This is a genomic window from Pseudomonas sp. 22515 (genome assembly GCF_052044625.1).
GTDB lineage: Bacteria > Pseudomonadota > Gammaproteobacteria > Pseudomonadales > Pseudomonadaceae > Aquipseudomonas > Aquipseudomonas alloputida.
The window spans coordinates 117,654-140,909 of the sequence record NZ_JBQENN010000017.1 but is presented as its reverse complement, the minus strand read 5'-3'; the positions used below and the strand labels follow the sequence as shown (position 1 = coordinate 140,909).

At 60.5% G+C, this 23,256-nt stretch carries 18 protein-coding genes; 4 read left to right on the top strand and 14 right to left on the bottom strand.

All coding sequences use genetic code 11. From position 1 onward, the window contains the following. From ACTJJN_RS17320 to tssB, 13 genes are all read right to left on the bottom strand, one after another. A partial coding sequence (locus ACTJJN_RS17320) for a T6SS effector BTH_I2691 family protein (RefSeq protein WP_440781460.1) occupies nt 1–2,474 on the bottom strand: 2,474 nt, incomplete at its 3' end. Further along, nucleotides 2,467–3,390 (bottom strand): DUF4123 domain-containing protein, encoded by a 924-nt coding sequence (locus ACTJJN_RS17315; RefSeq protein ID WP_221100406.1) that lies wholly within the window; start codon nt 3,388–3,390, stop codon nt 2,467–2,469. The genes ACTJJN_RS17315 and ACTJJN_RS17320, both read right to left, overlap by 8 nt. Beyond that, nucleotides 3,387–5,555 carry a type VI secretion system Vgr family protein gene (locus ACTJJN_RS17310; protein ID WP_440781459.1) on the bottom strand — a complete coding sequence of 723 codons (2,169 nt, stop codon included), beginning with the start codon at nt 5,553–5,555 and terminating at the stop codon, nt 3,387–3,389. Before ACTJJN_RS17310 ends, ACTJJN_RS17315 begins: the two co-directional genes overlap by 4 nt. A 73-nt stretch (nt 5,556–5,628) precedes the next feature. After that, the gene (locus ACTJJN_RS17305) at nt 5,629–6,144 is read right to left on the bottom strand and encodes an Hcp family type VI secretion system effector (RefSeq protein WP_012052029.1); all 516 of its coding nucleotides are present in this window, start codon (nt 6,142–6,144) and stop codon (nt 5,629–5,631) included. 132 nt (nt 6,145–6,276) lie between these two features. Continuing rightward, nucleotides 6,277–7,146 (bottom strand): type IVB secretion system protein IcmH/DotU, encoded by an 870-nt coding sequence (gene icmH / locus ACTJJN_RS17300; RefSeq protein ID WP_221100408.1) that lies wholly within the window; start codon nt 7,144–7,146, stop codon nt 6,277–6,279. A 1-nt stretch (nt 7,147) separates the two neighbouring features. Beyond that, a complete protein-coding gene (gene tssK / locus ACTJJN_RS17295; protein WP_012052031.1) occupies nt 7,148–8,485 on the bottom strand; it encodes a type VI secretion system baseplate subunit TssK in 1,338 nt (445 codons plus the stop codon). A gap of 55 nt (nt 8,486–8,540) precedes the next feature. Beyond that, nucleotides 8,541–9,338, bottom strand: a complete 798-nt coding sequence (gene tssJ, locus ACTJJN_RS17290; RefSeq protein ID WP_221100409.1) for a type VI secretion system lipoprotein TssJ — start codon at nt 9,336–9,338, stop codon at nt 8,541–8,543. Further along, the gene (locus ACTJJN_RS17285) at nt 9,335–9,904 is read right to left on the bottom strand and encodes an FHA domain-containing protein (protein WP_221100410.1); all 570 of its coding nucleotides are present in this window, start codon (nt 9,902–9,904) and stop codon (nt 9,335–9,337) included. The genes tssJ and ACTJJN_RS17285 overlap by 4 nt, the downstream gene beginning before the upstream one ends. Then, nucleotides 9,901–10,917, bottom strand: a complete 1,017-nt coding sequence (tssG, locus tag ACTJJN_RS17280) for a type VI secretion system baseplate subunit TssG (protein ID WP_221100411.1) — start codon at nt 10,915–10,917, stop codon at nt 9,901–9,903. Before tssG ends, ACTJJN_RS17285 begins: the two co-directional genes overlap by 4 nt. Beyond that, a complete protein-coding gene (tssF, locus tag ACTJJN_RS17275; protein ID WP_221100412.1) occupies nt 10,881–12,647 on the bottom strand; it encodes a type VI secretion system baseplate subunit TssF in 1,767 nt (588 codons plus the stop codon). The genes tssG and tssF overlap by 37 nt, the downstream gene beginning before the upstream one ends. Before the next feature lie 3 nt (nt 12,648–12,650). Then, the gene (tssE, locus tag ACTJJN_RS17270; protein WP_014753480.1) at nt 12,651–13,061 is read right to left on the bottom strand and encodes a type VI secretion system baseplate subunit TssE; all 411 of its coding nucleotides are present in this window, start codon (nt 13,059–13,061) and stop codon (nt 12,651–12,653) included. Next, complete coding sequence (tssC, locus tag ACTJJN_RS17265; protein WP_019436866.1) at nt 13,058–14,548, bottom strand: type VI secretion system contractile sheath large subunit; 1,491 nt, start codon at nt 14,546–14,548, stop codon at nt 13,058–13,060. Before tssC ends, tssE begins: the two co-directional genes overlap by 4 nt. Before the next feature lie 17 nt (nt 14,549–14,565). Beyond that, complete coding sequence (tssB, locus tag ACTJJN_RS17260) at nt 14,566–15,069, bottom strand: type VI secretion system contractile sheath small subunit (RefSeq protein WP_088512738.1); 504 nt, start codon at nt 15,067–15,069, stop codon at nt 14,566–14,568. A 327-nt stretch (nt 15,070–15,396) separates the two neighbouring features. Between tssB and vasI the strand changes: the two genes are divergently transcribed. From vasI to tssM, 3 genes are read left to right on the top strand one after another with little or no spacing between them, the layout of a single operon-like run. Continuing rightward, entirely contained in the window at nt 15,397–16,047 is a 651-nt protein-coding gene (vasI, locus tag ACTJJN_RS17255; protein ID WP_012052039.1) for a type VI secretion system-associated protein VasI, read from the top strand. Beyond that, on the top strand, nt 16,035–17,498 hold the full coding sequence (gene tssA / locus ACTJJN_RS17250; protein ID WP_221100413.1) for a type VI secretion system protein TssA: 1,464 nt from the start codon (nt 16,035–16,037) through the stop codon (nt 17,496–17,498). Before vasI ends, tssA begins: the two co-directional genes overlap by 13 nt. Next, a complete protein-coding gene (tssM, locus tag ACTJJN_RS17245; protein ID WP_440781458.1) occupies nt 17,495–21,115 on the top strand; it encodes a type VI secretion system membrane subunit TssM in 3,621 nt (1,206 codons plus the stop codon). The genes tssA and tssM overlap by 4 nt, the downstream gene beginning before the upstream one ends. A 77-nt stretch (nt 21,116–21,192) precedes the next feature. On the opposite strand, the gene ACTJJN_RS17240 is transcribed toward tssM, so the two are convergent. Continuing rightward, nucleotides 21,193–23,046 carry an ABC transporter ATP-binding protein gene (locus ACTJJN_RS17240; RefSeq protein WP_004574230.1) on the bottom strand — a complete coding sequence of 618 codons (1,854 nt, stop codon included), beginning with the start codon at nt 23,044–23,046 and terminating at the stop codon, nt 21,193–21,195. On the opposite strand from ACTJJN_RS17240, the gene ACTJJN_RS17235 reads away from it, so the two are divergent. Continuing rightward, a complete protein-coding gene (locus ACTJJN_RS17235) occupies nt 23,045–23,200 on the top strand; it encodes a hypothetical protein (protein WP_195743556.1) in 156 nt (51 codons plus the stop codon). The two genes, ACTJJN_RS17240 and ACTJJN_RS17235, sit on opposite strands and share 2 nt — an antisense overlap. Nucleotides 23,201–23,256 lie beyond the last annotated feature (56 nt).

Genomic DNA, 23,256 nt, shown 5'->3' with positions numbered 1-23,256 from the left:
CCGAATATGCTACGTGCTGCCCACAGTTCTATTGGGCTGTGAAGGCGTTCATGTGCCTTGGCGTGTAGGTAGAGGCCTCCTGCGATGATAGCTACGCCTACGAGGACAAGGGCAGCGGCGGCCCATCCTGCAAAGGGCACAACCGATGTCACGCCTGCAATTGCAAGTCCTGCTTCAAGGACGACAGCGGAACCGACAGCCATGGTGAAACCACCAGTCAACGTGTAATCGGCAGCCGCTTGATTTCCGTTCGCTCTCTGGCGCCTTGCTTTGGAGATATCAGAAAGCAAGCTAAATGCTATTGCCGGGTATCCGGCTAATCGGGCAAACAGATTGCTACTCAAGAACTTGATAACCCCATTGCCAAAGGCCATACCCGGCGCTGTGGCACTTAATCTCAGCATGACGGCCTTTTGCGTTGCCCGTACGCTGACCAACGTCGCCGCCGCTGCACCAATCACCCCGAAAACAGATGAAGCGAACCCCATGGTGTATTCCGGTGCATCGCTCTTTTGCAGGCTGTTGTAAGCCGTCTTGAGCGATAAGATGTTGAACCACAGCATCCCCGCGTTTAAACCACCACCACCGCCCGAAGTGAGCAGCCCCAGAAAGTTAGGTTTCGCACGCGCAGTGGTGGTCAGCTCGATGGACACCGTGCGGCTACCCGAAATGCGCAACGCTTTCATCTCTTCAACCTGCGCCATGCCGCTCTTCAAATACCGCTGCACCTCCTGGCTAAAGGGATTTTCCGTAACGGCCTGCTCGGTGATGCGATAGCGCGCCGCCAACAACCCCAGCGCTTTCTCGGCATTGGCCTCACGCGCTGCCAGCAACACTTGCCGCCGCAGGCCATGGCTGGCATCCCAACGGGTTTGGCCACGCAGGCGCTTGAGCACCACGGTATTGACCGACTGGGCGGTGAGGTCAGTGATGTCCGCCATGGCCGGGAAGCGACCAGCCAGCCCTTCGATCACGTTGTCGCTGGCGCCGAACAAAGAGCCGATCGAATCGGCTTTATCCTTGAACGGGTTGAACGGCGCCAAGGCGATGTAAAGCGGGCTGTCGTGCTGGTCCAGCCATTGCTCCAGGCGTTTGAAACGCCGGTCATGATCTTCGGTGCCGGGTGTCGGCTGGCCCATCGGGTGAATCAGCAACGCCAGTGAAATTTCCAGACCGCGGGCGGAGGTGCGTTCGTCGCGGTCGTAACAGGCCAGTGCCGCAGCCAGGCTGTAGGGATTATCAATGTGTTGGGATTCGGCCGTCGCCAGCCAGGCGTCATGATCGTTGCTGGCTTGCAAGGCCAGGTTGCGCAGGGCGGCAATCCGTCGTTCCAGTGCGTCGCGTTCGGCGAGGAAGCGCCGGTATTTGTCGACATCGAGGCGCTGTGCCAGGCGCGCGCCATTAGGGGAGTAATCTTCATGGGTGAGGGCCTGGAAATGGGACTCGGCCGGCGACAGGGCAGGCCCCCGGCGTGACGTGCCCAGCCTGAACGCGGCCAGTTCCGGTGAAGGTGCATCCGCCGGGTACAGGCTTTCCAGCGTCTTGTTCAGCAGCATGGCGACCAGGTTGCGATGGTGAAAGTCGCGGCTCTGCGGGCTGAGCTGTTCGGCATCCAGCCGGTAACACGCTGGCACGCGCTCCTGCTCGGGAGGTTGGGCGGGTCTTGTGTGCTCCAGTTGCTCGGCCGGCATCAGGTCACGCAGTTGATGCTGGTAGGCCGAGACCGACAGGCTCAGGTCCAGGGCCATGCCTTCGGCGTCGGCGAGCGCCACCACCACTGGCACTTTCGGCTGGGTCCAGGGGTAGTGGCGGGCGATGGCATTGAGGTTGCCGATGGGCAAGGTTTCGGTGACCGGGTCGCTGCTCCAGGTCAGCGGCATGCGCCGCTCGGTTGGCTTGAAGTCTTCGACCCAGGTTTGCAGGGCACTCACTGGCAACACATGGGGCTGGGTGGACGGCGCCGGGTTGCCGCTCACCAGCTCGGCCATGTCCAGCTGGCGCATGTGCCGTTTGCGCAGGGCTGCCGAACCGGTGATACGGGCGGTGATGGCGTTGGTCCACAGGTGCGGGCTGTAGCCGATCCACACTTCCTTGGCCGTGTCCTGGCAGGTGTCGGCCCACACCCAGCCCGTGCTCTGGCCAGACAGGTAGCGCTCACGGCGGTGGTAGTCCTCCAGCCCTTGGTAGCGCAGCTCCTTGTAGAGGCCCGCGCCGACGTGCTCATGAATGACCAGTTTTTCGCCCAGAGGGCCTTTCATGAACACGTAGACATAGCCTGGGCGCACAGCGCGGAGGGTGTAGGCCGAGTGCTGCAGCGGGGCGAAGCCTTGTTCCAGGTTGAAGCCTGCATCGGCATAGCGGCAGGCGGGGGCGTCGCCGGTGCGGGGTACGATGGCGTAGCGCACCGGCAGGATGGGCACGCGTGCGCTGCAGGCAGGGCCGGAGGTGGCGCTGCTGACGGAGGCGTTAGTCATGGGCAGGCTCCTTGCTTTCGACCAGTGCCTGGAGCTCGCGAAGGCGGGCCTGGGGCGACTCTTCGAGGTTGGTGTAGATTTTTCCCGCCTTGTCATTGCTCATCAGCCACATGTGCCCGGCTATCAGCCGAATGAATTGGCCCGCAACTTCCTCGCTCCGGAAATTGAGGGCTGTCAGTTGAGGCAGGAGTGTTTCTATCCATAGGCGTATGTCCGCCAAGGTATGGTTGGCATAGGGCGGCATGGCCAAGACCTCATGCGCCAATGAGAGGACAAAGTGCTCGTGCATGCCTGCTTGCAGCCGATCAAGTTCAAGCGGCTGGAGGGTCAAAGGCAGTTCTGATCTTGAGCGGGCAGCAATCGGCATGTTTTCGTGTGTTTTCCACTCATGAGCCGGCCCCCAGTTGACTCGCCATGCCAACCGAGACACTGGGCCAAGCCATACCTTGCGATGGTTGTCGTCCAGCGCATTCAGCCAGGCTGCAAGATGGTCCGGTGTGAAATGGTGAGTGGCAACGCTCTGATCAGGGAGTACGACCTGCACCAGGCTGGTGAAGTGGTCTGCCAGCGCTGCCAGGCCAACCTCGGCATCCAGCGCGATAGCTCCACCGATAGGCATCCAGGTCGTGATTGCATGGGCAAGCAGCTCGTGAGCGTCTGCAACGTCCACCAGCAAAGGCCCAAACTCATGACGGTCATCCAGGGCGCTGTTCTTCCATAACCATGCCTTTTGAGTATTCCGGCTGACAGCGTTGATAAGCTCGAGTACCGATGGGGCATAAGCAGGAACCAGTTCACCCTCCTGCGGGATGGGCCGATAGGCCCAGTACTCGATTGCCCTGGTCATGAGCAGCAGAAAGCGGCAGTTATGAGCGAAGTCTTCGCTGCGCGGAGCAGCTGATGACGGTGTAGTCATTGGACTGGCCCTCGGATACAGCGGCAATCGGGCAGGGGGCAGGTACCATCAGGGCGGCGCCCACACAAGCGCTCCAGAGGCTTGCCGGTGTTCGGGGCACTGCTGATGGAAAATGGGCTTGTCGTCCCATTTGCCGACTTGAGCATCTGGCCGGTGATGCGAATCGTCGGGCTGTCCAGGGTGATGCCCGTTTCGTCGATTCGAATGGAGCCACCAGGGCCTTGGATGACCACGGCTTCAGAGGCTCGAAGTTCATAACGGCGTGTACGTCTGCGGATATCCCCACGGGCTTCCAGCTCGGCATGCCCTTCGACCCGTTGCTCGAAGTTGCCACCGATACGGGTGTGGTGATTGGCGGCGATCTGGTCGTGACGGTGATTGCCGATGTTTTCGACACGGTCCTTGGCGATCCTGATCGTGTGGTTTCTGCCGATGTCGAGCGCGGCGTCCTGCCCGATGGTGATGTGCTCGTCATTGCCAACCGTTTCCGTACGGTCGTGGCCGATCAGGATCGATTCGTCGTGATCGACCTGCTCTTTGCGGTCATTGCCGACCTGCGTAGTCTCATCGTGCTTGACCACATTGTTCTGGTCCCTCTGGGCATGAATGAACACTTCCTCCTGGCCCAGTTCGTCCTCGAAGCGCAGCTCGTTGAAGCCATCGCCCTTGTGGGTCTGGCTCTTGATGGTCATGCGGGTCTTGTGACGGGGAAGGTCGTAGGGTGGCAGCTGGTTACCGCAGTAAGTACGGCCGGTGATCATCGGCTGATCGGGGTCGCCGTTGACGTAGTGGATGATCACGTCCTGGCCAATCCGTGGGATGGCCATCGAGCCCCAGCTGCCGCCGGCCCAGCCTTGGGAGACGCGTACCCAGCAGGAACTGAACGCGTTGTCCTGGCTTTCTCTGTCCCAGGGGAAGCTGACCTTGACCCGGCCCCATTCGTCGCAGTAGATCTCTTCACCGGGCGGCCCCACCACGGTGGCCATGTGCGGGCCGTCAACGCGTGGTTTGGGCAACGGGGCTGGGCGCCATTCGGTTCTGCCTGGCACCAGTACCGCCTTTTGCTCGTAACGTGTGCCCTGGTCGGCCCCGGCAGCTTCTTCCTGCAGGCTGGTGAGCTGGCTGCCTTCGTGGCGAACCGTGCTGACCCGCCAATGCACATTCAGGTCTTCGCGCGGGTGGCCTGTCAGGGTGAAGCTCAGGCCTGGTTGCAAGCGCACATCGTCGCCTTGCACTTGGGCAATACGCACGTCATGGCGCAAGCCGGTGATGCGGTTTTCGGTGAACGGCTTGCCAACGGCATCGCGTTTGTAACGGCCGGGGTAGTCGAAGCACTCATAGTCCGTAGACTGGTGCTCAAGATACAGGCCCGAGGCCCTGTGTTCCTGACGATAGGCCGGGTGGGTGAAGGTGTAGTCGCGTTGAACCTGCCGTGCAGTACGCACCTGTTCGCTGTAGCGCAAGCGCCGTAGGCACGGTTGAGGCTGGTCGCCGCCGTGGCTGGAATGGTACAGCACGGTGGCTGGGGCTGACGGTTCACGCTCACGGTAGAAGCCTCCGGCGTCGTCCTCGTGTTTGATGGCACCGTGACTTATCAGACCGAGTGACTGCAGTCTGTCGGTGATGATCAGCTTATGGCGTTTCTCACTGTGCTCGAAGCGGTAGACGAAGCCTTCTTCGGCTGTCAGGCGGGCGATGAAGTCGAGGTCGGTTTCGCCGGCTTGTACGCAGAATTCGCGCACTTGGTGGTCCAGGCTGGCGCGTAGTTCGTACTGGTCGATGCCCTGGCGCTTGAGCATCAGTTCAAGAATTTGCGGCACGGTCTTGTGCTGGAAGATGCGCCAGTTCGAGCGCAGCCTGGCGCGGGCCAGTTGCGGTTCGACCAATACGTGGTAGTAAGTGCGGTAGAAGCCACTCTCGCCCTGGCTGAAGCTGCTGACCAGGCCATGTACGTAGCGTACGGGGCGGCCACCGTCCCAGATGGTGAACAGCACGGGTTTGTCGAGCAGGTGGCCGAAGTCGACATCGTGTTCGAAGCTGACGAGGTCCAGGGTCAACGTGAACGGTTGGCTGAGCGCCTCCTTGAGCTTGAACGACACCACTTCGAACTCAGTGTTGCCCACGAGTGGTTCAAAGCTGTAGCGTAAATCAGATTGGCTAGGCATAAATATCCTTTCCGCCTTCTGAGTATTCGAAAAGCCCAGGCAGAGCGAGCCTGCCTGGGGCGTTTCAGTTAGATCAGGCGATCGGATTGCGCCAGTCGTCAGAACCTTCGGTATTGGCTACATCGTGAGCCCACGTGATCTTTCGATACGCCAGGGATACTTCAATCAGTTGTGTGTAGTTTTCATTGTCTTTGTCGAGTGCATGGGGAAGCACGGTATTGATGCTGACGATGGTGGCGTCTTCTAGCGTGGTCGTGAAAAAGTGCTCTTGCTTGCCTTCCTCCGAGGTGCGATACCAGCTGACTTCGACCGTTGGCAGCATTTCGCCGGTGGCAAGTGCCTGATACATCAGGGGGGTAGCTTTGTTCAGTGAACTGGTGAATATGAAAGGCTTATGCACGCGCTGGCCACTCGGTTGACCGCTCTGGGGGTCAGTGGGCGTAGTCACCTCATGCTTGATTTCCTGAACCAGAATTTGATCTTCATGGCCTTGTTGGAACACGTTGCCGACGGAGTCAGCGGTGAAGGCGCCAGCGGTGATGTTGCCTTGGGTCTGGCCTACGATCTTGATGTAAGCGGGTGTTGGCATGGCAGTTACTCCTGCGTCCATGTGGGTAAAGCACGCGCACCACGGTGGCGTGGCCATCGGAAACGATGGGCTTGTCAGCGAGGCAAAAACCTCGCTAATTCGTTGAATTCAGTGGTGCTGTGTCACGGTTGGCTATTGCTGCAAAATGCCGTTCAGCGACTCCAGCACTTCGGTGGTAATCAGGTGCAGGCGATAGCTGTAGATGCTGTAAGCCACCGCCATGGCGATGGCGGAAATCACCAAGGGGCTCCACCAGGGCCATTGCCGGTTCATGCGGAAGTTGCGTGGGGCCACATTGGTGTAGGGGTCGCAGACTTCTTCGGGGGTAGGGCCGCGCAGTTCGCGGATGATCCCGTGCAGTTGGTGAATCAATGCGTTGAGTGTTTCTTTGCCTTTCGGCGCGAGCGCGTACTTGCCCTTCAGCCCAAGGCACAGGGCGTAGTACATGAACTCCAGTACGTCCTGATAACGCTTGGGCTCCTGCATCAGGCGGGTAATCACCGTGAAGATTTTTTCTCCACCCCAGGTCTCGTCGTGGAAGATGCTGAGCAGCGGCTCCTGGCTCCAGCAGCTGCTCTTGCCCCAGGGGCGCTCCATAACGGCCTCGTCTATGAACAGGCACAGACCGTAGGAGTACGCCAGCAACTGAGCCGGCTCGTAACCGTGCTGGCGCATTTCTTCCTGGATGTTGTCGATCTGGCCGCGCACTTGCTGGTGCACGTCCTGGATGTTTGGCAGCTCGTCCAGCGTACGCAGGCGTATAACCAAGCCGAACAACGGTGATGCGGCATCCAGCATCAGGTTGGCGAAGCCGCCCCGCAGCTGAAATTCCGGGTCAGCGGGGTAGCCTTCGGAAACGGGCTCAGGCTCAGGTTTGTCCGTGGATACTTGAGCATTGGTTGCCGCAGCCCGGGGGGCGGGTACTGGCTGTTCAAGGGTTGAATCAAGCGCGTTGACTGCAGCGTTGTTTTCATCGGTGGGCGTATTGTTGTCTTTTCCCATGTCACTCACTCCTGATCGCCCAGAACTGCAGTTCAAGCCCTGGGAAGTCGCCCGCAATGTGGATGCCGAAGCCATTCGCCTTGCTCATGCACGCCCAGGCCGGGTCACGTCGGTCCAGCTCGAAGTAGCTGAAGCCTGCATGGAAGGGCAGGTCGCGGGGCGCCACGGGTAATGGCAACAAAGGGATGCCCGGCAATTGCAGCGGCACCAGGTCATTCAGTGACTCAAGTGAGGTGATCTTGGCTTTCTGGATGAACATCTGGCGCAACGCCTGTGGTGGCATGCTGGCGCGCACGGCGAGGATGAAGTCGGCTTCGTCGATCAGCCGGCGGTCTTCCAGCGTGGTTGTCATCACACCGAATTGTTCGCTCTCCAGCGGTAGTGAAACAGCGCGTGGCCGCAAGACGGTGCTCAGAGACCGACGCAAGGTGTCTTCCAGTGGTTTGAAAGAGGTGCGCAGCGCGGTGTGGTGATAGGCGGGGTACTCCTGCGGGAGCCTGTTCTGGTCGGTGAAGGTGACGAATTCGCCGCAGGCCTGGCTCATGCACAGGTACAGCTGCTCGGGGTGCGTTTGCGCTTGCCTGGCCAGATGCTGGAAGCATGGCCACCAACGGTTCATTGCCTGCAGCAGGTTGAAGTCGCGAATGTCGGCGATCCCGGACTGGCCCGATGCACCAATCCGCGTGGCGAGGCCGCGCGCCCGCTCGCGCAAGGTATGGGTGATTTCTTCAAGAAACCGCTGCAGCGCTGGCACCGCCCGCACCGAAACGCTGGTGGGGTAGAACGCTTCGTCCAGTTGCAGGCTGCCGTCGGGGCGCCGTTCCAGAATACGTGCCAGGGCCAGGCGGGTGTAGGCGCTGCTGTCTTCGGTCTTGCGTTTGAGCTGCAGGTTGGGCACCGCAAGGTCTACCTGCACCAGGTCACCGTCAGCGGTGTGGGTATCCTTGATTTCCTGTGCCTGGGCGGTATAGCGGAAATTGGCTGCATTGTCGGGCCAACTCACTTCGCGGCCGCCATCGGTACGCAGCGGCAGGCACAGATACACCTCACTGTCTTGGCACGCGTCGTCGCCGATTTCCAGCGGCGGCGGTGGCGGCAGGTCGGCGGGAATGTCGAACACCGTGCCGTCCGGCATCACACCGCGCGCCCGGGTGATGGCGACTTTGCCCAGGCTCAGGTATTCGTCGCTCAACTGAAGTTCGCTGAAGCCGTAGAAGGCTGCGTTGAGGCTGGCGAGGCGCTGGTGCAGGGCTGCTTCGCTGGCCCTGGTCGCCTGCTGGAAATGCTGTGGTTTGACGAACAGGCCTTCGGGCCAGAGAACGGGATTGCGTGAACTCATGGGCGCTCCGTGTCAGCGTGAGTAAGCAGGAAGGGCAAAGGGTGTTGAGGCGCCATCAGTCTTCTTCCTTGAGCACGATGTGCGTGTCGTTGACCAGCACCGACAGCATGATCTGGCGGCCACGCGGCGGAATGCGCAGCACTTGCCGCCAACTGGCGTTTTCATGCCCTCGGTAATCGGCAATCACCGCGACGAAGCGGGTTTCGGCGTGGATAGGCTCGAACGGGATGTACTTGAACTGGCCAGGGCGCAGCAGGTAATCGTCACTGCGGATGTAGGTACTGCGCAGCGCTTTGGCCGGGTCCTGCTCCAGTAGCTGGTACACGGTGTTGCGCAGCAGTGAGTCGTCGCGCAGTTGCAGGATCGTGATGGCAATGGGCGTGGCGACCAGCGCTGAGGCAACGCTTGTGGTGCGCGGCAAGGTCAACGCCACCTGAGGGTCGTCGTAGCTGCCGAGGCCGCTTTCTTCCAGGGGCGAGCGCGCCGGGTCGCTTTCGTCTCCTTCGTCCAGCTCGACGGGGGACATGGCCGGGAATTGCGCGTGTAGGTATTCGAACAGAACCCCGATTTTTTCGGTCAACGCATAGGGGTCGCCAGCACTCAGGGTTACAGCGTAGGGGCTGGGCTCCAGGGCGCTATCCTGTTCGGCTGCGACGTCAAGGCTGTTCGGATTGCCGTTGAGGGTAGGGCTGGCATTGATGCTGAATGCGACCTCGGTCGGGTGATCCTGGGGCGGCCCGATGGGCAACGAGTGGTCCATGGCCACCTGGCTCATTCTGCTCAAAGAGGTACAGCCGGTGGGCACGACCAGCGCAAGCAGCAGGCTGGCGAGCAGAAGTGGATGAGGTTTCATGGGTATGCTCCGGCAATCAGGCGCTGCAGCGGGCTTTCTCGGAGTGCCCCTTCACCGTCTGCTGCGTCCAGCGCTGCCAGAGGGTCATTCCCCATGGCTGCTTTGAAGACCGAGGAGATCTCGACGGCTGGTTGGGGGGCAGAAGGCTGTGCCGGCCAAGCGGGTGCAGGCGCTTCCGCTATCAGGCGGTCGAGCACCCTCGGGTCACGGTTGAACAGTTCCTCCAGCGAGCGTGTGCAGGCCTGATCCTGGGAGTACTGAACCTGTAGGCGATAGGCACCAATGAGAAGCTGGTCACCCTCAACCAGGCGCCTGGGTGGAAGCGGCCCCAGGCTGTTGGCACTGCCATTGACGTAGGTGCGGTGGCAGTGGTCGATCACGCAGAAGCTGCCTTCGATCCAGCGGATTTCGCAGTGGATGGACGCAACGGTCTGATCGCGGTCATTGATCTGCCAGTTTGCTCGCCCGCTGCCGATGGTGCCGCCCTTGCAATCGAACAGGTGCCGAGCAGTAACGCCGTGCTGCAGTTGGTCGAGGTTGGTGATGCTCAAGGTGACTGTGTTCATGAGCGCCCCCGGATGCGTACAACCGGGCTGATCTGGCCATGCCGGTCATCGACGAAGCTGGTCCAGCCCAGGTATGCGCCCTGGCTGCGGTGCAAGCAGAAGGGGGACAACGCGCTCTGCTTAAGGCGCAGTTCCAGGTCGTAGGCCAGCCCGTCACGCAGCAGAAAGTCGATCAGTGCACGCAAACGGCCGAAGTTGATGCCGCTGGGCAGCAAGTCCCGCAGCTGTGTCTGGTCGAGTTCGCTGATCACGATGGTGAACTTGCTGCTGCGAGTGCGCGTGCGGCTGCCAATCATGAACGTGCTGCCCAGCTGGCCATTGGTCCGCCCCAGCCTTGCAAGCTGCCTGGACGGCGTGACGACTGATCGCGTCTCGAACTCGCGGATGCGCACCTGATTGAGGTCGAAGCAGTGCGCAATGATGCCGGCCACAGTGCCCGGCGCACGGCTGCGGCTGGCGATCACGCCGGCAAAACTGAGCAGGCGGCTCCAGGGCAGCGCCGTGTCCCCTCGCAACTGCTTGTCGTTAAGCCCAAGCAGGGCAAACACGTACTGCGAGAACCCGTCACTGGCACCTGGCTGGAAGCGGATGTAATAGCGGTACTTGCGCCAGATACGGTGCAACAGGCTGAGCAGGTAGTGGTTGAAGAAGTCGAAGAAGGCCGGGCGTACACCGATGCCATGCGCATGTTCATACGCCACCTGTTCCAGGTAATAGGTGGGCAATGGCGAATCGGTGCCGTGCAACCCCAGGAACGTGGCAATGATGCGGTAGCGCGCTTCCTCAGCGGGCATTCGCTGGGCTTTGTACACGTCCGATACAGGGAAGGTCAGGCGTGGGTCGCAGGCCAGGCGCACGCGCCGCCGGGTGGCCTTGTCCGGCCAACGGGGTTCCAGGTCATCGCCATGCAGCCCGTGCAACCGCTCCAGCAACTGGAAGAAGTTGTACTGGTGCGCTTCGCAAAGCAGCTTGTCGGCTAGATCAGCGGTTGCTTGCCGGTCTGTATTGGCCATGTGTAGTGCTCGTTATTGGTGGTGTTGATCACTTCCAGCTGGTGGAAGGAATTGATGCTGGCGTACAGGGCGAAAAAATGAGCGAGCACACAGCTGAACAGGTACAAGTCGCCTTCGCAGAGGAAGGCGGTCTGGTCCAGTTTCAGCCGGGTGTGCAGGCCGCGAATGGGTTGCCCCTTGATCAGCCAATCCATGGGCTGCGTATGAATGTCGCGCATACCCTCCAGGCGTTTACGGGTGGTGCGGGCCTGCTGGATGTCGTGCAGGGCCATGAAGTCGTAGGCGCGGATCACCGCTTTCAGCGGCTCTACCGAGAGCAAGGACAGGTAGTTGAGCGACATGTTGGAGATCAATGCCCACTGCAACTGGCCGTCCAGCACCGGGCGACAGGGGCGGGTGGGTGTACAGAGATTGGTGTAGGTGGCCAGAGGCGGCGTAAGTTCGGTCAGAATGTTGATGTCATCAATGCCCAGCGCCAGCGGGAGGTCCCGATTGGTGCAGGTGAGGTCGATGGACGCGGTTTCCAGCTCGCCTATGTAGCTGTTGGCGTCGGCGCGGACGAAGGCGATTCGATGCATGACGCCATTGCCGTGCAGGCACTCTTCCAGCTGGCAGCGGTAATACAGCGCCGTGCGCCCCTGGACGTGCTCGATTTCATGGGCGAATGACTCGAAGGGACGGAAGGTCCGAAGGTGCTCACCGGTGTTCCCGTCAGTCGTCGTTCGGGTGCTGATCACCTGGTCGACACTGAAGATTTCGTAGCCGTGCGGCGCTGTGCCCTTGGGCTTCAGTGGAACCATGGCGTCCTTGCCGGACAGGTCGATGGGCTCGGCGCTGTGCTGGAACAGGTTGACCGCAGGTGCGCAGAACAGGTGGAAATCTGCTTTGCCGACACGCAGCGAGTCGGGTAGCTGGCGCGTGAAGTGAAATTCGAGGTTTACCTGCTGGCTGCCATGAGCTGGCCAGATTTTTTCCAGCCCGGTAACGCTGAAAAAGTGAAAACGTTGAGGGAACGCGAAGTATTCCTGCAGGATGCGGTAGCCATCAAAGACGTTCTGTGGATAAGGCAGCAAGGCGTCGTTGGGGCTGAACCCTGGGAATGCGATGCTGTTTGCCGGCAGCCGACGAACCACGTCATTGATGCTCACGCTGACATGCTTGAGGTATTGGGAAACCCACAGGTAAAGCGTGCGAGCGGTTCGGGCATCGCCGCTGAGGTAAAAGTCGAGGCTGGTACAGCCCAGGCTGTTCAACGGCCGCTCGGCCAGTGATTGAAGGCCGATGCAGATCACGGAACTGTCGGATGTCTGGGTGGCTGCCACCGTGTCGATCTCGAACGGATGAATGTTGACCGCTGTACAGGTGCGGAACTCGCAGGCCACGCCGTCTACCGGTTTCGAGAACAGCCGCGACCCCTTTGGGATGCGCTGTGACTGGCTGAGGGATTGCCTCACCGGGCTGAACTTGATGATCGTCGCGCTGGGCAGCGGCCGCAGGTAGTTCGGCCAGAGCAACTGCAGCATGGGATGGGTCAGCTCTGGCAAGTCGTCTTCCAGCTTCAGCCGTAGCTTGGCGGTCAGGAACGCAAAGGCTTCCATCAGGCGTTCGACATCGGGGTCGCTGGCACCTTTGCCAAGCAACCGCGCGAGTTGTGGGTTGTCCTTGGCAAAGTCGTTCCCCAGTTCGTTCAGGTAACGCAGTTCTTCGCTGAAACGGTCTCTCAGTGACATCGGTCACCTCACGCGCGTGTAGCGGTTGTGCCCATCGACCAGCAGCTCGAGTTGCAGCTGCTCTGCGTGGTTGTTGACCTGTACCAGGCAATCCAGCCTGAAATGCAGCTCCAGCGGGGCAAGGGTATCGGGCACTGCGTTGAGCGTGCGTACCTGTATGCGCGGCTCGAAGCGCTGGAGTGTGCGGCGGATATCCGCGCTCACCTGCACAAGCAAGTCGCCGTTGCTCACGTCATGCCCGTTGAAGTCGCGCAGGCCCAGCTCAGGGCTGCTCTGGGAGCACCCCTGGCGGGCATTCAGTAGCGTTTCGAGGTGGCGCTTGATGGCGGCGAACTTGTGGGAAGCGCTCTCGCGTCGGGAGGCCTCTCGGCAGATGCACTGGTCCACCATCAGGCGATCAAAAAGACCACTCATTGCGTATCGAGCCGCCCGACCAGGGAAATCTCGAAGTTCGCGCCCATGTACTTGAAGTGCGGACGTACGGCGAGCGAAACCTGGTACCAGCCCGGGTCACCCGCAACATCCGAGACCTCAATACGGGCGGCACGCAGCGGCCGGCGGCTGCGAACGTCGGCAGACGGGTTCTCCTGGTCGGCGACGTACTGCTTGATCCATTTGTTCAGCTCGGACTCAAGGTCACGGCGCTCTTTCCAACTGCCGATCTGCTCGCGCTGCAGCACCTTGATGTAGTGGGCGAGCCGGTTGACGATGAACAGGTAGGGCAACTGGGTACCCAGCTTGTAGTTGGTCTGTGCCTGAAGCCCCTCAGGGGTTTTCGGGAAGTGCTTGGGCTTTTGTACCGAGTTGGCGGAGAAGAACGCGGCGTTGTCGCTGTCTTTGCGCATGGTCAGGGCGATGAAGCCCTCTTCGGCCAGTTCGAATTCCTTGCGGTCGGATATCAGCACCTCGGTAGGAATCTTGGCCTGCAACTGGCCCAGGGATTCGTACAGGTGGACCGGCAAGTCTTCGACAGCACCGCCGGATTGGGGGCCGATGATGTTCGGGCACCAGCGGTAGCGGGCGAAGCTGTCGTTGATGCAACTGGCTAACAGAAAAGCAGAATTGCCCCACAGGTAGTTGTCGTGCTGCCCGGCGATGTCTTCGTTGTAGTTGAAGCTCTCGATCGGTTGTTCCTGCGGGTGGTAAGCGGAGCGAAGCATGAAGCGCGGCCCGGTCAGGGCGACGTGGCGGGCGTCTTCGCTTTCACGAAAAGCGCGCCACTTGGCATGCCGAGGGCCGGCGAAGAGGTCTTTTATTTCCTTGAGGTTAGGCAGCTCCTCGAAGCTGTTCAAATTGAAGAATTCGGGGGCAGGAGCAGCAAGAAAAGGGGCATGGGACATGGCGCCAACGGAGGCCATGTAACTTAGCAACTTGATGTCAGGGGAAGAGGGGCCGAAGTTGTAGTTGCCTACCATGGCCGCAACCGGCTCTCCCCCGAATTGGCCATAACCCGCGGTGTAAACATGCTTGTAGATACCGCTGCAGGTAATGTCAGCAGCATTTTCGAAGTCGTCGAGCAGGTCCTCTTTCGTGACATGCAAGACTTCAAGCTTGATGTTCTCCCTGAAGTCCGTGCGGTCGACCAGAAGTTTAAGGCTGCGCCATGATGATTCAAGCTGCTGGAACTCAGGCTGATGCAAAATGGCATCCATCTGTTTGCCGAGCATTCGGTCGATCTCGGCAATCATCTGGTCGGCTCGGTGCTTGTTGATCAGTTGATCTGGATCATTGCTCTTGAGGATTTCGGTGATGAAGGCAGATACGCCCTGCCTGGCAATCTGGTAGCCCTCCTGGGCAGGTACCAGTTTGGTTTCTGCCATGATCTGGTCGAGCAGGGTGGCATTGCTCAATGTGTCGGCCGTTGCGTCTGTGGTGATGGCGGTGCTGCTTGGTTTGGGCATGGGGACGCTCCGTTGTCTCAATCTTTTTCTGGCGCCTCGAGCACCAGGTCCAGTTCTTGGGCGAGCTGCTTACGCGCCTGCTCGTTGTTAAGCAGGTGCTGCAATTGCTTGCGGAAGGCCGGGACGTTGCCCAGCGGGCCTTTCAGGGCGACCAGTGCTTCGCGCAGCGCCAGCAGCTTGTTCAGCTCGGGCACCTGGCGCGCGATCCGGTCCGGCCCGAAATCGTTGATGGACCTGAACTGCAGGTGGACGGCCAGCTCGGTATCCGGGGCGGTGCGAAGCCTGGACGGTACCGTTACGTCCAGGCTTACGTTGGCGTCGTTCAACACGCTGTTGAATGTATGTTTATCGATGCGCATGACCTGACGGTCCTCAAGCGCACGGCTGTCATCCAGGCCGAAGTCGCCCAGCACCAGCATCTTGTGCGGCAGCTCCACCTCGGCCTGCTCATCGCTGGTAGCGGGCACATACTTGATATTGACGCGTTCTTTCAGCGCAACGGATCCCGTATTTTTAGACATCGGTACGCAACTCCCTGTTGGGTTGTAGGATGTTCAGGTGCTAGTTGTGTTTATTGTTGTTCCGATCTTGTAGGAAGATTCTCACATATGTTTAATGGGGTGGGTTTGTTTGTTCGTTTCCTATGAAAACCATGCACGGAATTGTGCTCTTTGGTCGAGCTTTAAGATGTAAAGAAATATTTGTTTGTGTGCATTCGGTACTGTGTAATAGGCTTCTGCTGGATTTGTTTTAATTGGTCGTGCGGGTGCATGGGCATTGCTATTTATTTGTAGGAAAGTTCTTTGCGTCATATAGGCCATTTGTACTATTCAGAGAGTAAATTCAGGATGATTAACCGCTGTGCATATGGCGCTGGCCTCTCGTTGCTGTTTTGTCTGCAGCCGGTGCTGGCAGGCTCCACGCGGGACTGTCCCCGGATCGTGTCCAACGTCGAGCGACTGGCCTGTTTCGATCAGGCTGCTGGCACCCCGGCGTACACGCCAAAACGGCAGTGGTCTGCACCGGAGCAGCAGGCCCCCACGGTGTCACGTGTGATGGCAAATGAAGCTGAACGGGCACCGGATGACCTGACGTTTCGCATCGGGAGCCAGCCTCAGGACGGGGCAGGCGCACCAGCGCTTGTGATTTCGGCGCCCGCCATCGCATCGGGTGATGAACGTGCCTACATGGCAATCAGTTGCATACAGGCCATCTCCCGGCTGCAGCTGATTGCCAGGCGTCCGATCGACGCAAGCTGGGTCAAGGTACGCCTGAGCGGGGAGGGCTGGTCTACCCGTGAGACGCCCTGGCAAGTGATGGAGAACGGCCAAGTGCTCGATGCCGGGCGGGGCCTGCCCGCCATCGAGCAGATCAGGAAGCTGATCGGTGCCCAGCGTATCGAGGTTGTGAGTGATCACGGCGAGGTCGACGGGCTGACCTTCGATGCGCAAGGCCTGGACCCCTTGATCAGCCGGGCGCGAAGCACATGTCGGTGGTAGCGCAGGTATCCGGGGAAGAGGTCACTCGGTTGCTCGCGCCGATTGATCCGGCAGTTCCGGCTGGCCTGTTCGATGTCGAGGACGAAACCTATCAGGCCATTGATCAGGAGATGGTCAAGCTAGGTGGGCTGCAGGAAGCCTCGATCGACTGGGTCTACATCGAAGACGCGTCCCGTCAGTACCTGAGCCAGCAATGCAAGCACTTGCGGATCGTTGCGCACCTGAGTACCGCATGGTTGCGTACCGGCTGCTGGGAGCAGTGGGGATGCACCTTGGCGTTGCTGGCCGGCATGCTCGAGTGCTATTGGGAAGCCGCTCATCCCAAGCCGGGACCGAAAGGCTTCCTGGGCAAGCGCAAGCTGGTTGCCCTGGTGATCGATCGCTTGGCCGAGGCGCTCCCTCGTCTTGATCGTTTTACCTACACCCCGACCCACGCAGCGGCAGCGCAGGCTGCCTTGAAACGCCTGCAGCAACAGGAAACAGTGCAGCTGGACACGGCAGCACTGGGCGAACTTGAGCGCCTGCTAGGCAAGTACTCGGAACTTGCCAACGGTGTTGGCGAGGCTGCTGTGCCCAAAGCGCCGGCTGCAACCGAGAAGCCTGCGCCGTTGGCCGATGTCATCGCCACACCCGTGTCACGCATGTCGATGGGCAATGAGCGTGAGACACGGCGGGCCGTGCTGTCCATGGCCGAGCTCATCAACCAGCAGGACCCTTACGACGCTACCGGCTATCAGTTACGGCGTTTCGGTTTGTGGGCGCACATTCAGGTTGCTCCCCAAGTCAGGCAGGGCAACCGTACGGAATTGATGGCGGTGCCGCTGGATATCACGCGGGTCTATGACGAGGCCATTGCCAGTAAGGCGGTTGACCCCGCCTTGCTGCAGCGTATTGAAAAGAGCCTGACGGCTTGCCCCTTCTGGATTCGTGGCAGCTTTCTGGCTGCGACCGTCGCCACACAGCTGGCGATGTGCGAGGTGGCCGAAGCCATCCGCTGTGCCACCGCCCGGTTTGTACAGCGCATGCCGTCGCTGCAGCAGTTGTGCTTCAGCGATGGGCTGGTATTTGTCGACGATCAGTGCCTGGCCTGGCTTAAGGGCACGCAAGGGCCGTCTGGCCAAGGTGCAACCCCCCAGGAGTTCAGCGGCCTGCGCGAGGAGTTGGTCAGCCAGCTGGAAACCGGTGGCGTAGAACCGCTGCTCCTTCGGCTGCAAGGGCTGCAAGCGGGCTTTCGTGCTCCCCGTGAGCGCTGCCACACCACCGTGATTGCAGCTGATCTGCTGGCCGCGCGGGGTGTGTCCTGGCTGGCCCAGGACCTGTGCGCCAACGTTGCCCGAACCATGCAGCAAACCACCGCCAGTGCGTGGGAGCCCGAGGTGTTTCAGCGGCTTCAGCAGTACGCGGCATCCCCAGTGTTGGCAGTTCAAGACAAGGATCAGGAGCCTCGATGAATCAAATATGGACGCAACTCAAACGTTGGGGCTGGCCGTGGGTAACGCGCATTGGCCTGGCGCTGCCGCTGCTGCTCGGGCTTGGCGCTTTGCTGATGCTGGTCGCTATCTGGTGGCTTGGCCCGCAATGGGCGTGGCGGGAGCAGCAGCCGCTGGCAAGTGTGGCTCATCGCAGCGTGGCAAGCCTGGTGCTCGTGCTGGTGCCGCTTCTGTGCTGGCTTGGGGTGCTGCGCACGCGCTTTCGCCGCCTGCAAGCGGAGCGCCGGCAGGCACTGGCCGCCGAACAGGATGTCGCGCTACCGTTCGTGCAGGCGCAAGAGCGGGCCTTGAGCCAGGGGCTTGAGCGGTATCTCGACAATGCCGGTGGGCGACGCGCGTTGTACCGGCTGCCTTGGTACCTGGTGTTGGGCGACGAACAGGCCGGTAAAAGCAGCTTCATCGACCGCACCGATCAGCGCTTTACCCTGACGCGTATCGACCAGGCCCAGGCACGGGGCCGACAGGCTGAAGCACTGGCCTATCCGGTAGGCTGGTGGGTCAGCGACGATGCCGTGATCATCGACCCGCCCGGCGTTTTCATCAGTCAAAAACCACCGGTGGGCTCGGCGGCCAACGACCCCACCAATGCCTACTCGCCGCCCGGTATCCAGGCCCGGTTATGGGAGCACCTGTTGGGCTGGCTGCAGCGTAAGCGAAGCCAGCGGGCGCTCAATGGTGTGTTGCTGGTGGTCGACCTGCCGGCGCTGCTGCATGGCAAGCCCGAGCAGCGCGTCGCGCTGGCCCATGGGTTGCGCACACGCCTGTACGAAGTGAGCAGTCAGTTGGGTGCGCGCCTGCCGCTGTACGTGGTCCTGACCAAATTCGATCTGCTGGACGGCTTCGACCAGTTCTACAGCCAGCTTCCGGCCGCCAAGCGTGAAAGCCTGTTGGGGTTCACCTTCAAGCTGGATGCGGTTGACGCGTTCGACGCCTGGCTGGATGAGTATGACGAGCACTACGGGCGGCTTCTCACCCAATTGCATGAGCAGGTCATCGATCGGCTGGATGTACTGGGCAAGACAGCACCGTGCGTGCGCCTGTTCTCACTGCATGCACAGCTGATCGGGTTGCGCCCCATACTGCAGGCATTCTTGCGCGAAACCCTGGCGAGTGACCGGTTCACCACGCCACCCTTGGTGCGTGGTGTGTACTGGTCGTCAGTGGTACAGCAAGGCGACATGCGCAATGCCTTTGTCCGTGAAGCGGCTCAGCCCTACACGACGAAGCTACCCCTGCGTGAAGGTAAGGCACAGGGGAAGGCGTTGGTCTATTTCATCCAGCAAGCATTCAGGCGGGTTATTTATCAGGAAGCCGGGCTGGCGGGCGACAATGTTCGGGTTGCGCGCAGCAAGCGCCACTTGCTGTGGGTGGGCTCTGGTGTAGGCATCCTGGCGTTCAGTATCGCCATTGCCAGCTGGCAGCGTTACGCCGAGATCAATGGCGCCAAGGCTGCCAGTGTGCTCGCCAAAAGCCAGGAGTACAGTGGTCACGAAGTCGATATGCGTCTTGATCCGACCGGGCGCAACCTGCTGGCGCCACTGGACCAGATTCGCGATGCGGTGGCGGTGTTTGGCGACTATCGTGCGGCCTGGCCGGTGGTTGCCGATTTTGGCTTGTATCAAGGGCGCAACATTGGTCCCTTGGTTGATGAGGCGTACCTCAGCTTGTTGTCGAAACGTTTCTTGCCGGCCTTGGCCAGTGGTGTGATCGATGCCATGAACGCTGCACCACCTGGCAGTGAGCAACAAATGGCCGCGCTCAGGGTTTACCGGATGATCGAGGACCGCAACAGCCGCCGGCCAGAATGGGTCGAGGGCTGGATGGCCCGTCAGTGGCAACGGGCCTTTCCTGGACAGGGTCAGTTGCAGCGTGACCTCATGCAGCACCTGAAGTACGCCTTGGCCTATGCCGATACCGATTTGCCGCAATACCGCCAGCGGGTCAGCGAAGTGCAGCAGGTGTTGCGCAAATTGCCGTTGCCACAGCGGGTCTACGCAGGGCTGAAACAACAATCGTACGAGCAGGTGCACGCCGGGCTGGACCTGCGCCACCAGGTAGGGCCTGCGTTCGATGTGGTGTACCAGCCGTCTTCCCGGTCAAGGCAAGGGGGGGAGGATGTAAGGCTGGCCGGCATGCTCACCGCCAAAGGCTTCAGGGATTACTTCGAGCCGCACAGCCAACGCTTCGCTGAAATGGCGATGGTTGATCAATGGGCATTGGGGGAGCGCAGTCAACTCGACTATTCGGACGTCGACCGCGATGCGTTGACCGAGCGGCTGTATAACCTCTACAGCGCCGATTACATTGACAGCTGGCGGCGCGCCCTGAACGCGTTTACGGTGGCTGACTTCCGTGATCTGGACCATGGTGTCGCGATCCTGGAGGAGTTGACCGGCCCCGCAGCACCGTTGCAACGGCTGCTGGATACGGTCAGGGATAACACCTCGCTTGCGTCTCCAGCAGTTGTTGAATCACCGGGTGAGCTGAGTACGCTGCGGGTAGCAACCGGAAAACCCGAGCAACCGCAAGCGTTGGCCATCCAGCGGGCGTTTGCAGGCCTGGGCGCCATGCTGCAGGCGACAGGAGAAAAGCCGAGCTACTACGATGAAACCCTTGGCGCTGTTGCGGCCGTGCTGGACTACGCCAAGGCCGTACAGGACAGCCCGGACCGCGGCAAGGCCGCGTTGCAAGCCGTGCATCAGCGCTTTGCGATGACAGGGCAGGACCCGATCGGTACCCTGCAACGTGTTGCCACAGGTTTACCGGAGCCTATCAGCCACCAGGTCAGAAAGCTCGCCGACCAGACTGCCCAGGTGCTGAACGTTGAAGCACTGCGCGAACTGGAGCGACGTTGGGATGCTGACGTGTACAGTTTTTTCCAGCAACGCCTGGCAGGCCGCTACCCCTTTGTGGTGAAGGCACCCGATGCTTCTTTGGATGACTTCGAGGCGTTCTTCGGGCCGAAAGGGCGCCTGCAGCAGTTTAATGATCGGTATCTCAAGGTTTTCCTGAAGGACAACCTTGAAGCTTTGCAGTCCGCTCAGCACGGGCAATCCCTGATTCGTGCCGACGTGATCGAGCAGCTCGAGCTGGCGGAGCGCATCCGCGAAACCTTCTTCGATCAGCGTGGCAAGCTGAGTGTGCAGTTCAGCATCGAGCCCTTGGGGCTCAGTGCGAACCAGCGTACCAGCCTGCTGGACCTGGATGGCCAGTTGATTGCCTACACCCATGGCCCAAGCCATATCACGGGTATTGTCTGGCCCAATACCCTGGGGCAGCAGGTCCGTAGCAATCTCACCTTGCTAAGGCAAAATGGCAACAGCAGCAGCCTGGAGTACCGTGGCCCGTGGTCGATGTTCCGCTTGCTCAGCCGCGGCGCGCTCAATGGCCGGACGGCGACCAGCGTGGACCTGAGCTTCCGGACCGGAGATGGCGTGATGCGCTATCGGCTTAACGCTGAAAAAGCCTTCAATCCCATTACCCAGCAACCGTTCAAAGGCTTCCGCTTGCCCCGAGGCTTATTGCAACAGCCAGCCAATGGGGTGCAGGCGGCGCTATCGGATGAGCAGCGACTATGAACATCGTCAGGGGCGCAATGCATTGACTGGGCAGGCTTTCGAAGCTTGGGTATGCGCTGGCTGCCCCCGGCCTCTGCTTACTCCACAGCCTCGGCCACGCCCCGATCCTCACCCAGGAACCCGCCACTCTGGTGCTGCCACAACCGTGCATAGGTACCCTGTTTTGCCAACAGTTCGGCATGGGTGCCTTGCTCGATGATGCGCCCTTCATCCATCACGATCAGCCGGTCCATGGCGGCGATCGTCGACAACCGGTGGGCGATGGCGATAACGGTCTTGCCCTGCATCATCTCATCCAGGCTTTCCTGAATGGCCACTTCCACCTCCGAGTCCAGCGCGCTGGTGGCTTCGTCAAGCAGCAGGATCGGTGCGTTCTTCAGCATCACCCGGGCAATTGCAATGCGCTGGCGTTGGCCGCCAGACAGCTTGATACCGCGTTCACCCACCAGGGTGTCATAACCGCTGTTGCCCTGGCGGTCGCTGAGCTGGCTGATGAAACCGTCGGCCTGGGCATTGGCCGCAGCAGCACGGATCTGTGCCTCGGTAGCATCGGGGCGGCCATAGGCAATGTTGTCGCGAATCGAACGGTGCAACAGCGAGGTGTCCTGAGTGACCATGCCGATGGCGCTGCGCAGGCTGTCTTGCGTGACCTTGGCGACGTTCTGCCCGTCGATGCGTATTTCCCCCTTGTCCACGTCGTAGAAGCGCAGCAGCAGGTTGATCAAGGTGGACTTGCCGGCGCCGGAGCGGCCGACCAGGCCGACTTTTTCGCCCGGACGAATGTGTAGCGTCAGCTCATTGAGCACCTGGCGCTCGCCGTTGTAGTTGAAGCTGACCTTGTCGAAACTCACCGCGCCACCCGTGGTGACCAGCTCTGCAGCACCCGGCGCATCCTGTACCTTGGGGCCGCGGGTGAGGGTGGCCATACCGTCCTGCACGGTGCCGATGTTTTCGAACAGCGAGGTAATTTCCCACATGATCCAGTGCGACATGCCGTTGACGCGCAAGGCCATGGCGGTGATTGCCGCCACGGCCCCGGTGCCGACCTGGCCCTGGTGCCACAGCCACAGTGCATAGCCACCGGCACCAAAGATCAAGCCCACCACCAGCGCCTGGTTGACGATTTCGAACTGGCTCACCAGGCGCATCTGGCGAAAACCGGTCTGCTTGAAGTCTTCCATGGCTGCGCGCGCAAAGTGCGCTTCGCGGTTGGAGTGCGAAAACAGTTTCACCGTGGTGATGTTGGTGTAAGCGTCAGAAACCCGCCCGGTCATCGACGACCGGGCATTGGCCTGCTCCTGCCCGACTTTGCCCAGCCGGGGTACGAAATACAGCATGGCCAAGCCGAACAGCACGACCCAGGCAATGAAGGGCAGCATCAGTTTCAGGGCAAAGCCACCGGCCAGGGCAATGATCGCGATGAAATACACGCCAATCCCCGGCAGGATTTCGATAAGGGTGAACAGCACATCGCGCACTGCCAGTGCCGTCTGCATCACCTTGGTTGTGACCCGGCCAGAAAACTCGTCAGAAAAGAACGACAAGCTCTGGCGCAACATCAGGCGGTGAAAATCCCAACGCAGCCGCAGCGGCAGGTTGATCGCCAGCACCTGGTGCTGAACCATGGTGCGCAGCGCCACCAGCCCGATGCTGACCAGCAGGACGATGCCGATACCCCACAGCACACGGCTTTCCTCGGGGCCAACAGTACCGCCTGCCTGCCAGGACGCGAGCAGGTCGACCACCTGGCCGAGGAACGCGAACAGCCAGGCTTCGTATATCGACACCCCGGCACTGAGCAGTGCCAGCGCCAGAATGTAGCCACGGGCGCCGCGGGTACAAGCCCACATGAAGCGCAACAGGCCAACGGGCGGCGGTGGTACCTCATCGGGTGGGAAGGGGTCGAGCCGACGTTCAAAGATACGCAGCATGCTTGTCTCCGGAAAACGGTTTTTGCTTGGCCAATGCCCTGCCGGCTTGCCTTTGCCGACTTTTGTTTTTAACCCGGAAAAGGTCGGCCTTGGGGTGTTTGTTAACAAACCTTTGCAACTCATTACATTTCAGATTGATTTCATTCTGCCTTGATGCTGTATAATTGACGCAACTTTGTGTTCCGCATCATTTTCGTCGTTTTTTTGACG